This is a genomic window from Rossellomorea sp. QJM3NY_18 (assembly GCF_056173145.1).
Map to the genome: position 1 here is coordinate 825878 of NZ_CM149659.1, position 12938 is coordinate 838815.

General features: G+C 36.9%; 10 protein-coding genes. 9 read left to right on the forward strand and 1 reads right to left on the reverse strand.

Annotated features, from left to right (window positions below; all coding sequences use genetic code 11):
* Positions 1-155: 155 nt before the first annotated feature.
* On the reverse strand, positions 156-1847 hold the full coding sequence (locus tag AC0VXY_RS04265) for a right-handed parallel beta-helix repeat-containing protein (protein WP_475527012.1): 1692 nt from the start codon (positions 1845-1847) through the stop codon (positions 156-158).
* Between the two features lie 335 nt (positions 1848-2182).
* Here AC0VXY_RS04265 and AC0VXY_RS04270 point away from each other — a divergent pair, with 335 nt between their 5' ends.
* The 9 genes from AC0VXY_RS04270 (at position 2183) to AC0VXY_RS04310 (ending at position 12926) form a co-directional block, all read left to right on the forward strand.
* Entirely contained in the window at positions 2183-4465 is a 2283-nt protein-coding gene (locus AC0VXY_RS04270; RefSeq protein ID WP_475527013.1) for a helix-turn-helix domain-containing protein, read from the forward strand.
* A 154-nt stretch (positions 4466-4619) separates the two neighbouring features.
* Entirely contained in the window at positions 4620-5387 is a 768-nt protein-coding gene (locus AC0VXY_RS04275) for an alpha/beta hydrolase (protein WP_475527014.1), read from the forward strand.
* A 172-nt stretch (positions 5388-5559) separates the two neighbouring features.
* A complete protein-coding gene (locus tag AC0VXY_RS04280) occupies positions 5560-6552 on the forward strand; it encodes a Gfo/Idh/MocA family protein (RefSeq protein WP_475527015.1) in 993 nt (330 codons plus the stop codon).
* 108 nt (positions 6553-6660) lie between these two features.
* A complete protein-coding gene (locus AC0VXY_RS04285) occupies positions 6661-8280 on the forward strand; it encodes an extracellular solute-binding protein (protein ID WP_475527016.1) in 1620 nt (539 codons plus the stop codon).
* A gap of 132 nt (positions 8281-8412) precedes the next feature.
* Complete coding sequence (locus tag AC0VXY_RS04290) at positions 8413-9324, forward strand: ABC transporter permease (RefSeq protein WP_475527807.1); 912 nt, start codon at positions 8413-8415, stop codon at positions 9322-9324.
* A gap of 13 nt (positions 9325-9337) precedes the next feature.
* Positions 9338-10228, forward strand: coding sequence for a carbohydrate ABC transporter permease (locus AC0VXY_RS04295; protein ID WP_475527017.1), 891 nt, complete (start codon positions 9338-9340; stop codon positions 10226-10228).
* Positions 10229-10262: 34 nt separating this feature from the next.
* Complete coding sequence (locus AC0VXY_RS04300; RefSeq protein ID WP_475527018.1) at positions 10263-10895, forward strand: YesL family protein; 633 nt, start codon at positions 10263-10265, stop codon at positions 10893-10895.
* Between the two features lie 50 nt (positions 10896-10945).
* Positions 10946-11731 carry a Cof-type HAD-IIB family hydrolase gene (locus AC0VXY_RS04305; RefSeq protein ID WP_475527019.1) on the forward strand — a complete coding sequence of 262 codons (786 nt, stop codon included), beginning with the start codon at positions 10946-10948 and terminating at the stop codon, positions 11729-11731.
* A 106-nt stretch (positions 11732-11837) separates the two neighbouring features.
* Positions 11838-12926 carry a Gfo/Idh/MocA family protein gene (locus AC0VXY_RS04310; protein WP_475527020.1) on the forward strand — a complete coding sequence of 363 codons (1089 nt, stop codon included), beginning with the start codon at positions 11838-11840 and terminating at the stop codon, positions 12924-12926.
* Positions 12927-12938 lie beyond the last annotated feature (12 nt).

Here is a 12938-nt window from a genome sequence, read left to right on the forward strand (position 1 = left end):
AAATTAGGTTTGAATGGTACGTTGAACCGTATCCTTTAAGATGATCTATACTTTATAAGCGTGTTTTGATAAATCTCATTTCTAAACACGCTCTTTCTATCTTTATCTTAGAGTCAAAAAAATTGTTTCCAAAAGTGAAAAACGCAAGGGATATATTATAATAAATTGTTGGCTTCTAATATATTGTTTGAGGAATTTAAACTTACTCCGATACCTGAAAAGTTGTTTCCAGTTATGACGCCACTTGCATTCGTTGAACCAATATATAACGCTTTAGCTGCATCACTATCCGCATTTGAGGCGGTATTGCTATTTATTGTAAAGTTATTATTCCCCCCGCTTAATCGATAGTGGTAACGCCCACTAGCAATCTCTTTAACTACATTGCCTGTTATCGAAGCATTTTGAGTTTCTTGCAGCCATAGTCCGTCATAGCCAGTTCCTTGAATAACATTGCCTGTAATAGTTAGACTGTGAACATCTTTAAGGTATACCCCAGTTGAACCAATATTCTCACAAGAATTATTTCCCACGGTCACAAACCAAACCCCACTATGAATATAAAGTGCATTTTGGTTAGAATCTGAAATAGTATTGTCCGAAATATTTAAATGTTTTACATTGGTATGGATTTGTATAGTTGCATGTTTAGCTGATTCATTTTCACTTTCAAACGAATTTCCCTCTATCACAACATTAGATACTTCACCGTTTTCATTTTTGCCTCTTACGGTAACGGAACTGTAGTATGCACCTCCACCCACAATGATATTATTAGCAAATACAATGGAATTGCAGGGTTGGGAAGCATTAGTTTGCTGTCCATTGGCATCTACGGAGTTTTCTCCACCGATCGCATTGGTCTCAACCATGACAGGGGCGCCGCAGTTCATGAATTGGTTATTAGATACATTTAGATAATTCCAGCTATAGGCCCTCACTCCATAACGAATGGTATCTTCGAAGACGTTATCTACAATGGTGATATTTTCATGATACACCCCTATCGTCCCTCCATGGGAGCCTACACCGGTTGCCCAACTACCCAGGTTTTCACTTGGACCAAAGTAATTATTCCGCACAGTTACATTGGAACATGGTGTATTATCGAAGTTTCCGGATTTCCACGGGAAGGTATTGATAGATTTCATTAAATCAATTTGTATGGCTTCATTGTATTGAGAAACTTGTTTCATTCCTTTGAATTTGCAGTTTTCAATAAGGACATTTTTTGAAGAGTTTATTTCCATGCCATGACCGGGATCCACATCTAGAATAGTTAAATCTTTAAATAGTAGATTCTCAGCGTGTGCAAATATAAAAGAAGTTCCTCCAGTATAAGAGGGAGCATTATTATTCCATATACCACCTATAATGGTTATGTTCCCATTGCCATTATATTTTGTTGCTGTACTATCAGGGGCGATGTTTTTTAGAAGCCCTGCATTATGCTCTTTACTAAATATGGCTTTCGGATTCGCGATAATCTTTGTTCCTTCTTTAATCAGAAGTATATCCGTAAGCCTGTATGTGCCCGCAGGGAAGTAAATCGTTACTCCTTCATGGGAGTCTGCTAAGTTAAGCAGGGTTTGAATACCTGCTGTATCATCATTAGAACCGTCTCCTAATACATCAGGTACATCAGTGGCTATAACAAAGTTTGGTGTTTCACTTAAAAATCGTGGCTTGTTTTCTTCAGCGCGTGGCTTTGAATTGCTAGTCTCGTTGGCATATGTTAATACGTTTCCGGGTGAGATTCCCATAGCAATTAAAGAACCAAGCGAAAGTCCGGCAACTTTAAGGACTTGGCGTCTCTCATTTTTTTGTTTTTCAGGTGAATTTGTCATATTTTGATCCTTTCTATTTTAATTTTCCATACATTCATGGAACGAGCGAAGCTGCATTAAATCAGACAAAGAAATTAGACACCTCCTAAAAATTTATGGATTCTTAATATTCAGATTAATATTTTCACTAATTGTAAAATTGTACAATATGTCATTTTTGCAATTATGTACTAGGGTAGGAACGTCAAGCGGTATAGATTAAAGGTTCTTCAAAATGGAATATTTAATTTGATGGAAAATTTTCAAAAAATTGAAACATTTCATCAATTTTTGTTGTAAAATAAAGTGGTAAGATTACAATTTTTGGAGGTTTTGATAAAAAGGGGGGGAGATTTATGTTAATGAAGAAAAAGTCGAAATTGTTCTACAAGTACTTATTTTCTTACATGACAATTTTTTTAATTCCATTCCTCATTACGAGTGTGATTTTATATTATATGTCGGTTACGGATCTTCGAGAGGAAATTGTTCAGTCCAATACTCAAAAACTGGAGCAAGTAAAAGATTTAGTAGACGAAAGGCAAAAAGAGCTTCAAAACATAGCTAATCGAATATCATATGACCCCCGGTTAACCCCTTATATGTTTAAACAGCCTTATGAGAGTATTGAAGCTATCAGGGAATTAAATACATACAAAATGAATAGTTCGTTTATAGAGGAATTATATTTATATTATCATGATGAAGGACAATTGCATTCTACTGGCGGAAGCGGGAGCATTAACACGTTTGCAAAGGAAATATATCATCTGACAGAACAAGACAAAGAGAATTTGGTGAAGGATTTGAAATCGGCTAAAGTTCCGATTAACAGGTCGATTTCTATTAAGAATAGTAATAACAAGGAATTAAACGCTATTACATATGCTTATCCAATACCAGTCAACTCTGCGAGCTATGGTACTTTACTTTTTATAGTGAAAGAAAAAACTTACACAAATTTAATTAAAGATTTGTTAGGAGAATTTGACGGAAGTATTTATATATTTAACGAAAAGGGGAAAAAGATAGCTTCTAGTACCAATGGGAAAGCCCTGGACTCGAAGGACTTCCTTGCATTTACCAAAGGACAGCCAGGTATAGAAGAAAAGAAACTCGGTGATAAGCAGTACTCATTAGTGAGAATTCGTTCGGACAAAAGTAATTGGACATTTGTATCGGCTGTTCCTGCAGGACAATTCTACAGCAAGATGGAATCTTTGAAAACATCCATCATCATCATGCTTTCTTTGATCATTCTTCTTGGTGCCAGTATAGCCATACTGTTTACATTTAAGCAATACAAACCAATCTATAAGATTACGGAAAAGTTAAAAGCAAAGCATATACAGCCTGACAAGGACGTTCAAGTGAAAAATGAGTTAGAAAATATTGTTGAAACGATAGAATACATGTATAACGATAATGAAATCTTACTAGATAAAATGAAAGTTCAGAAACCTTTTGTCAGAGATCAATTGTTAATTAAGTTATTGAATGGTGATACAAGAAATGTTACAGAAAACGCTTTCCTTTTAAAAGATCTAGACATGGCATTGGGCGGACACTATTTTACAGTAGTGATTGCTTTTAACGCCAAACTAAATAAAAAAAGAACCCTTATAGAGAGGGAAGCATTATTACTATGGCTTTCTGAATTCTCGTTTGAACATGGAAAAGGGTATGGGGTCGAATTGGTATATGATAATGCCATTGCATTGATCGTAAATATATCTGCTGACAAAGAAGACGAACATTTAATGAAGAAATCTTTTGTCAATAAAATGATTCACCGTCTACAGGAAAAGTGCAGCCCTTCCCCAAGAATTGGTGTAGGAAGAGTATATGAGGGGATTGAACGAATTAACCACTCTTATATTGAAGCAAATGCTTCTTTAACCTATAACCTTCTGAATACATCTGTATATTTCGAAGAGTTTATTCAAGAAGAAGAGTCCCCTTCTACTTTTTGGTACCCTATGGACCAGCAGGTAAGATTTACACAGAGTTTGAAGCAAGGGGATTTAGTGGTTGCTCAGCACACTTTGTCAACAATTTTCAAGGAGATCCGGTCAGAGAATACTTCCGTATACCTTTTACGGTGCATGTGCTTTGATGTGGTCAATACTGTGTTAAAAAGCATCTCTGAACTTGGATTAAATGTGACCAATATCAAAGAACTTGTGGAGTTTCATTCTATAAATGAACTTGAGATCAGAGTTAAAGAATTATTATCCTTAATTTGTGAAGAAATAAATAAGCGAAAAGAAAGTCAAAACAACACATTAAGAGATAGTATATTGAATTTTATTTCTATCCGCTATAAATCACATGAATTAAGCCTGGAAGGCACTGCTGAGAAATTCAATCTCTCTGTATCTTATCTAAGCAGATTTATTAAGGAACAGACAGGTACTACTTTTACACAGTATGTGTGGGATTTGCGGAATAAGGAGTTTAAACGTCAGTTAACAGGAACGAATTGCCCTATTAAAGAAATTGTATTGGATATCGGATATATAGATGTCGCTAATTTTACACGTAAATTTAAAAAGGAAGAAGGGTTAACCCCTGGTCAATATAGAAGACAATACAGCTATAAAAAGGATAAAAAAGAATTTCAAGCACCTAATCCTTAAATCATTCCAATATGTAAACAATCACATACTTGTGCATGGATGACATATTTATGTTGATTGTTCAACTTGATAACTTTAGAAAAAGTTCCTAATTAGGGGCTTTTTCTTTTTGCTTATCATGATTTTTAATCAAGAACTTACAAGGGGGCAGACAATGGCTTTAATCAAATGTCAATTTTTCTCTGAAGTATTAAACATTAACACATCAATATCCGTTCTTATTCCTGAATCTGAATTTTCTAATCCGGAGGGTATGAATAGTAAATTTCCGACCCTTTTCCTGTTACATGGTTACAGCGATGACGATTCTGCATGGTTACGAAGAACTTCCATTGAACGTTATGTGGAACCTTATAATCTGGCTGTCGTAATGCCTCAAGTTGACCATAGTTTTTATACAGATATGCACATGGGGAAAAAGTATTGGACTTACTTGACGAAGGAACTTCCCTTTGTAGTTCGTTCTTTATTTCCTTTGTCTGATAAGCGAGAAGAGAATTTTGTAGCTGGAATTTCAATGGGAGGTTATGGAGCATTTAAATGGGCACTCCATCATCCCGAACAATTTGCAGCGGCTGCCAGCTTGTCAGGGGTATTGGATATTCAATCTTATAGGAAGAAAAAACCCGATCGTTTTCGTCCTATATTTAGAAAGGGACAATGTTTAGCTGATTCTGATCATGATCTATTATGGCTGGTTAATCAAGTAGCCATTGAAAAAAGTAAACCGTTCCTTTATCAATGTTGTGGCAGGGAAGACTTTTTGTACCAGGACAATCTAAGATTTTATAAAACCATTAATGAAACAAGTTTTGATGTAACAAAAGAATTTGATTCGGGGACCCATGATTGGGTGTATTGGGACAAAAAAATCCAGAGAGTCCTTTCCTGGTTACCGATACCCCAAAAAGAAAAGAAATAAATTGAATGTAAATCGATACCCTCGATATCATAGGCTTTATATAAGCATTTGTCATGTTATACACAGTAAGCACAAAAGTGACATATATACTGAATTCCCATCAAAATGCTAACTTAAATTCAACACAAAAAGTATTCACAAAACGAAACCATGATGGGAAGGTGGTGAAGCAATGAAATCGGTGCTTGTTCTCGGAGCTGGAAACATGGGGGAAACTCATGTAAGGGAATATCAGAAAATGAAAAATGTCTATCAAATTGGCGTCGTGGATATACGTTATCCTGTTTGGTTAGATAAAGAAGATCAGGAGATAACATATTTCTCATCCTTTGAGGAAGCTTTAGAAAAGGATTCGTTTGAGGTTGTTGATATTTGCCTTCCAACCTATTTACACAAAAGTTTTGTAGAGAAATCCGCTGCGGTGTGCAAACACATTATTTGTGAAAAGCCTTTAGCCAACACCTTAAAAGACGCAAAAGAAATTATACAACTATGCAAAAGGTATAAAGTGAACTTATATGTTGGACATGTTGTACGTTTTTTTCCAGAATATCAAAAAGCAAAAACAATAATAGACTCAGGGGGCATCGGTAAAACGGCCAGAGTAAAATCAACCCGTAATAGCTCTTATCCAACTTCTTGGAACAATTGGTATTTTGACGCAGTGAATAGTGGAGGGATGATTTTAGATTTAATGATCCATGACTTTGACTACCTTAGGTGGTGTTTTGGGGAGGTAGAGGAGGTAACTTTCATCAAGCCAAGGGATAGCGAGGTATTGGAAAATACCCATGCACTTGTGAAATTACAGTTTGATAATAAAGTAGTAGCTTATGTTGAGGGTAGCTGGTCTCATGAAAGTTTTCATACCAAGCTGGAGGTTATGGGTGATCAAGGGATTATCGAGCTGGACAGCGAGACTAAAAAAATGGATCTGAAAAATATAAACAAAAATGAAAACGTTATCAATATACTTTCAGAGGAACAGACCCCATCTCCGTATTATTGTCAATTGGAGCACTTTTTAGATTGTATAGAACAAGACCGCGTTCCATTAGTGACACCAAATGATGCGTATGAAGCAGTTAGAATATCCTTGGCAGCCATCGAATCACTCAAAACTAAAAAACCTATTCTCCTTAAAACATTCTATGAACAGAATTGAATTGGAGAGAACTGGCTCAGTGAATCAATCAGGCTCAAAAATGATCTTTTTATAAAAAGATTTTGATCTGTTTAATTGTTTTTATTAAAAAGTGAAGGAGTGTTATTTGTGAGAAAAATAAAATCTTTTGCGGCTGTCTTAACAACGGCTTCTCTACTTGTACTATCGGCTTGTCAAAATGATGAGGTATCTAAAAATGTAGAGTTGGATAAAGAGCAGCTTAAGAACCTGAATGAAAAAGGCATGCCTGTGGTAGATGAAAAAATCAAATTGGAATTCTTTGCGGACAAATCCCCTCATACCGCTGATAACTGGAATGATTTATTAATATGGAATACGTATGAGGAAATGACAAATATTGATATTGAGTGGGAGCAAGTCCCTACTTCCGGCCTGGTTGAAAAAAGGAACCTGGCACTGGCCAGCGGTGACCTTCCAGATGCATTTCACAGTGCTGATATGCCTCCGCTGGACTTACTTAAATACGGGCAGCAGGGCACTTTCCTTCCTTTAAATGATTTAATCGATAAATATGCCCCTAACTTAAAAAAGGTTTTCGAAAATTATCCTGAGGTTAAAAAAGGTTTGACCTTCCCAGATGGGAATATATATTCTTTACCGACCATTTATTCACCTGATTTTCCTTCTGTCCGATTTGGAAGCAGGCCCTGGGTCAATCAGGTTTGGTTAGATAAATTGGGTATGGAGATGCCTGACACGACTGAGGAATATTATCAGTATCTTAAAGCTGTAAAAGAGAAAGATCCGAATGGAAATGGGAAAGCCGACGAAATTCCGTATGGAGGAACCAATATGGCTCATCTCATCGGGTGGTTAAAAGGCTCGTATGGTATTGGGAATAAAGGTACAAACCACCGTTATGTTGATGTGGATCCTGAAACCAATGAGCTGCGATTCTATGCATATTCAGAGAGATATAAAGAAATGTTGGAATACGTCAATAAACTTTATAAAGAAGGCCTGATCCAACAAAATATTTACACCATTGAAGGGAATCAATTTTTAGCTAATGCATCCAACGGCGTTTATGGCAGTACAGTTTTTTACAGTCCGGAAGATCTGTTCGGTGAAAAAGGTAAAGCATTTGTCGGGGGACTGGCGTTAAAAGGTCCTCATGGTGATCAAGAATATGTAAATATCACACCGACATTAGCAAACATAGGTGGTTTTGTAATCACAAGCGCTAATGAAAACCCTGCGGCTACTGTCAGATGGATGGATCATTTCTACAGTGATGAAGGTGCAAAACTGTTCTTTATGGGAGTGGAAGGCAAAACATTCAACGAAAAGGATGGGAAGTATGAATACGTAGAGGATATCACAGACAACAAAGAAGGATTAACACAGGATCAAGCAATAGTCAAATATTTAGCGTTTCCTGGCGGCGGGTATCCCGGAATTATCAAACAAGAATACTTTTTAGGAAGTGAGACCTCTCCTTCTTCCTTAGAAGCCACTGAAAAAATGGAGCCGTATTTTATTGATGAAGTTTGGCCATCTTTTACGTACACGGTTGAAGAAAATCAAAGATTAGTAGCTTTGTCTTCTGATATTGAAAAATACGCAAGCGAAATGCAGGCAAAGTTTATCACTGGAGAGACTCCTTTTTCAGAATGGGATAATTATGTGAAAACGATAGAGGACATGGGATTAGAAGATTACATGGAAATTTATCAGAGTGCATATGAAAGATATAAAGGTGAATAATGCGTAGCTCTTTAATGAAATGGGGAATGTTCATTCTCCATTTCTATTTTAATAATTTGTTGAGGGGTTGTGAAACAAATGGGTAATGCAAGTATCAAAACATCAATCCCGACTCGTACACACTTGAAAGAAATGAACAGGATGAAAGAAGTAAGGAAGAATTTAGCGAAAAACTGGCAGTTGTACGTGTTCCTTTTGCCTGCTGTCATGTATTTTATCATCTTTCATTATTTTCCGATGTACGGAGTTCAAATAGCCTTTAAAAACTACTTTGCCACTTTAGGGATCTGGGGCAGTCCTTGGGTAGGGTTTGATCATTTTATTCGTTTCTTTGATTCTTATTACTTTTGGAGATTGCTAAAAAACACACTCCTCTTAAGTTTATATCAGCTGCTTCTATTTCCACTGCCCATCATATTAGCTCTTTCTTTAAATGAACTAAAGAATGGAGTATTTAAAAAGTGGGCTCAAACCATTACATATGCCCCGCACTTCATTTCTGTGGTGGTTGTTGTCGGAATGTTAGTAGCATTCTTGGATCCGGTTACTGGTCTGGTAAATAATCTTATTGTTGCCTTGGGTGGAGATCCTATTGGTTTTTTAACATCAGCTGACTGGTTCAGACATATTTTTGTCTGGTCGGGAGTGTGGCAGACGTTAGGGTGGAGTTCAATCATCTATCTAGCTACATTAGCAGGAGTGAATCCTGAATATCATGAAGCTGCTAAAATGGATGGCGCCACTCGCATGCAGCGAATTTTGTATATCAACATCCCAGGGATTTTTCCAACTATTGTTGTGTTGTTAATTTTAAATATCGGTAGTTTTATGGCTGTTGGGTTTGAGAAAGTCTTATTGATGCAAAATTCTTTGAACTCCTCGACTTCGGACGTTATTCAGACGTTTGTGTATCAGAGTGGATTGTTAGAGGGACAACACAGTTTTGCTGCTGCAATTGGTTTGTTTGATTCTATAATCAACATCGTATTACTAGTGACATTAAACATTGTTGCTAAAAAGACAACAGAGAACAGCTTATGGTAAAGGAGGGAGAGTCATGAATAAATATAGCCTTTCGGATAAATCTTTTGATGTATTCAATAAAATTTTCTTAACGATCATTGTTTTATTGATTGTCTATCCATTGATATTTGTATTAAGTGCTTCCATAAGCGATCCTGCGTCAGTAAGTTCAGGGGATATGTGGCTATGGCCCGTTGACGTTACCTTCAATGGGTATGAAAAGGTATTTCAAAACGATGCCATATGGACTGGATACAAAAATACAATCATCTATACACTGGTCGGTACAGCAATCCACCTGTTTATTCTCTTACCCTGCGCCTATGCGTTGTCCAGAAAGGAATTGATGGGAAAAAAGCTCATCCTCTGGTTCATTCTTTTTACAATGTTATTCAATGGAGGTCTCATCCCGACGTATTTAGTTATCAAGTCACTGGGGATGCTGGATACTATGTGGTCCATCGTTATTCCAAATGTGGTTGGAGCTTGGTCCATCCTTGTCGCACGGACCTTCTTCCAACACAGTATTCCAGATCAATTAGTAGAAGCGTCTAAGATAGATGGGGCAACAGATTTTCACATTTTCTTTAAAGTGGTTTTACCATTATCAGCACCGATTATCGCAGTAATGGCCCTGTTTCACGGCGTTAGCCTGTGGAATCAATATTTTAATGCGTTGATTTACCTATCGAATGAAGAGTTGTATCCTTTACAACTTATTCTTCGGGAAATTCTTATTGTTACTGAGATGAGTGCGGAGGGAGGAGGCACCGGGGAAGCTGCTGCTTTTGTGGATCAAGTGAAAACGGCTTCTCTTGTTAAATACGCAGTGATTATCATATCTTCTTTTCCACTGCTCATTATCTATCCATTTCTGCAGCGATTTTTCGTAAAAGGAGTATTGATCGGTTCAGTTAAGGAATAAATAAGGCATAATCACGGTTAAAGGAGATTTGACAGTGAATAGGATTTTTATAGAGAGGTACTATGATCTTTGTCTTTGGATTACAAAGCTTGCGTATTTAAACATCTTGTGGTTCCTATTTACTTTCTTAGGCTTAGGAATATTCGGGATGATGCCGGCAACTGCAGCTATGTTTGCGGTGGTAAGAAAGTGGGCCAGCGGTGAGAAGGAAATAAGAGTTTATAGAGTATTTTGGAAGATTTACCGCCTAGAATTCCTCAAATCAAATCTAGTAGGCTACACAGTTCTCCTTATTGGTTATGGACTATTTATGGAACTGCAGATATTAAGAGCTCAAGAAAGTTTGTTTTATTCTATTGTGAGCTTTGGCGTATTGGGGTTATTTCTTATGTACTTTATCATGGCCATCTATTTATTTCCGATATTCGTTCACTTTCAATTACGAACGTTTCAGTATATAAAGTGGGCTTTTATCATCGGTGCTACTCATCCCATTTTGACAATTACCCTGGCAGGTGGTTTGGGGATCATTCATTTCATTATCTTTTCTAAGCTGCCAGCATTGTTTTTAGTGTTTGGCATGAGCTCTTCGGCATTCATTTTAATGTGGGGAGCTTTGAAAGTGTTTCCTAAACTAGAAACAAAAGAGGAAGCGTTCACTAATTAATCATGCATGACTTTTCCGTTATAAGTATGAATAAAGGAGTTAGTGTATACATGGCCCAATACCGTTTATTGGCTTTAGATTTAGATGAAACACTGTTAACAAATAATAAAGGCATTTCAAGTCAAACTAAATATTGGATTACTCAAGCAATGAAAAAAGGAATAATTGTGATGATGGCGACAGGGCGCGGATTACAACGAGTTGATTATATACTAGAAGAACTGTCATTGGATTCCCCCATGGTCCTGGTTAATGGAGCAGAAGTATGGAAAAAGCCGGGACATCTTATGGAAAGACATTACCTGAATAACGAGGATATATTCTCTCTTCATCGATTGGCAGTCACAGAAGGAGCTGAATTTTGGGGATACAAAGAAAATAGATTAGTAGTTTCCCATGAGTGGACATCAGAACAATTTCAAGAAAAATGGATGAAATTTGGAATTCGAATAGATGATCAAATTGTTTTAAGACAGATGAGAGAAAGATTGAATGATTATGAGAATATAGAAGTCACCAGTTCAAGTCCAACAAACATAGAAATTACTTACAAAGGAATAACAAAGGAAACAGGCGTAAGGCAGATTTGTAGATTATGTAATGTAAGGATGGAGGAAGTCATTGCCATAGGAGACAGTTTGAATGATGCGAAGTTAATCAAGTCTGCCGGGTTGGGTGTTGCTATGGGTAATGCTCACGATGAATTAAAAGCTCTATCTGATGTAGTCACAATGAGCAATGAAGAGGATGGTGTAGCCCATACTATAAAAAAATATATCTTTGGGGAATCGGTGCAACAAATAGATCATTCAGTAGAAGAGAGAACCTGTAAATAATCGGTAGGATTAACCGTTGAAGCAAGTCATGAATGTGTCGAGGAATACGATGTCTATTCATTGTCGTGAATTTCAGAGTCCAAATAGATTAATTGGAGGAATTTCCATGTTAAAAGTAGGCGTAATAGGTGTTGGAACCATATCGAAACATCATATTGAATCATATATGAAACATGAAGGTGTAGAAGTGGTAGCATTTTCTGATGTAAATGAACAACGTCTGATGGAAAAAGGCAAACTTTATAAAGTTGACCAGTTATACGTTAAATATTCAGAACTTTTAGAAAATGAAGAAGTTGATGCCGTAAGTATTTGTACATGGAATGAGTCCCATGCAGCAATTGCTGTTGCCGCGTTGGATGCAGGAAAGCATGTTCTAGTAGAAAAGCCATTATGCATGACCGTGGAAGAAGCTCAAAAAGTACAGGAAGCAGTCGACCGTAACCAACAGGTGTTGCAGGTAGGGTTTGTACGCAGGCATGGAAAAAATGCGAAATTATTAAAGCAATTTATTGATAACAATGAACTTGGTGAGATTTATTATGCTAAAACCTCATGTATTCGCAGACTTGGGAATCCTGGTGGATGGTTTGCGGACGTCAACCGGTCGGGGGGAGGGCCGTTAATTGATCTTGGTGTTCATATGATTGATTTATGTTGGTATATGATGGGTAAGCCAAAAGTGAAATCAGTTGTAGGAAACACATACAATTTGTTGGGAAATCGATCTAATGTTGAGAATTTACATTACTATAAAGCGTCTGATTATCATCATGAAATAAACTCAGTGGAAGATATGGCAAACGCTTTGATTCGATTTGATAACGGTGCTACTTTAATGGTGGATGTCAGTTACACGCTCCATGCCAAGGGTGATGATCTGAACGCGAAATTATATGGGACAAAGGGAGGAGCTGAACTGGAACCTTCGCTTTCCATGGTTACAGAAAAGCACAATACCATTTTAAATATGACTCCTCAAATAGATGACCTGACGTTTGATTTCACGAACGCATTCTTTAGTCAAATCGATCATTTTGTTCGAAGTTGTAATGGGCTTGAAGATTCTCTCAGTCCAGTCGAAGATGGAGTGGAAATGATGAAGATACTGAGAGGCATTTATGAGTCTGCCGAAAAAGGTAAAGAAATTGTTTTTTCTGACCCCATTTCTACTGGCACGGGTAATGGAGTGTAATTCTTTATAATC

Coding starts and splice junctions, on each gene's coding strand:
- AC0VXY_RS04270 (WP_475527013.1), top strand. CDS start 2,183: ATGTTAATGAAGAAAAAGTCGAAATTGTTCTACAAGTACTTATTTTCT.
- AC0VXY_RS04275 (WP_475527014.1), top strand. CDS start 4,620: ATGGCTTTAATCAAATGTCAATTTTTCTCTGAAGTATTAAACATTAAC.
- AC0VXY_RS04280 (WP_475527015.1), top strand. CDS start 5,560: ATGAAATCGGTGCTTGTTCTCGGAGCTGGAAACATGGGGGAAACTCAT.
- AC0VXY_RS04290 (WP_475527807.1), top strand. CDS start 8,413: ATGAACAGGATGAAAGAAGTAAGGAAGAATTTAGCGAAAAACTGGCAG.
- AC0VXY_RS04310 (WP_475527020.1), top strand. CDS start 11,838: ATGTTAAAAGTAGGCGTAATAGGTGTTGGAACCATATCGAAACATCAT.
- AC0VXY_RS04305 (WP_475527019.1), top strand. CDS start 10,946: ATGGCCCAATACCGTTTATTGGCTTTAGATTTAGATGAAACACTGTTA.
- AC0VXY_RS04295 (WP_475527017.1), top strand. CDS start 9,338: ATGAATAAATATAGCCTTTCGGATAAATCTTTTGATGTATTCAATAAA.
- AC0VXY_RS04265 (WP_475527012.1), bottom strand. CDS start 1,847: ATGACAAATTCACCTGAAAAACAAAAAAATGAGAGACGCCAAGTCCTT.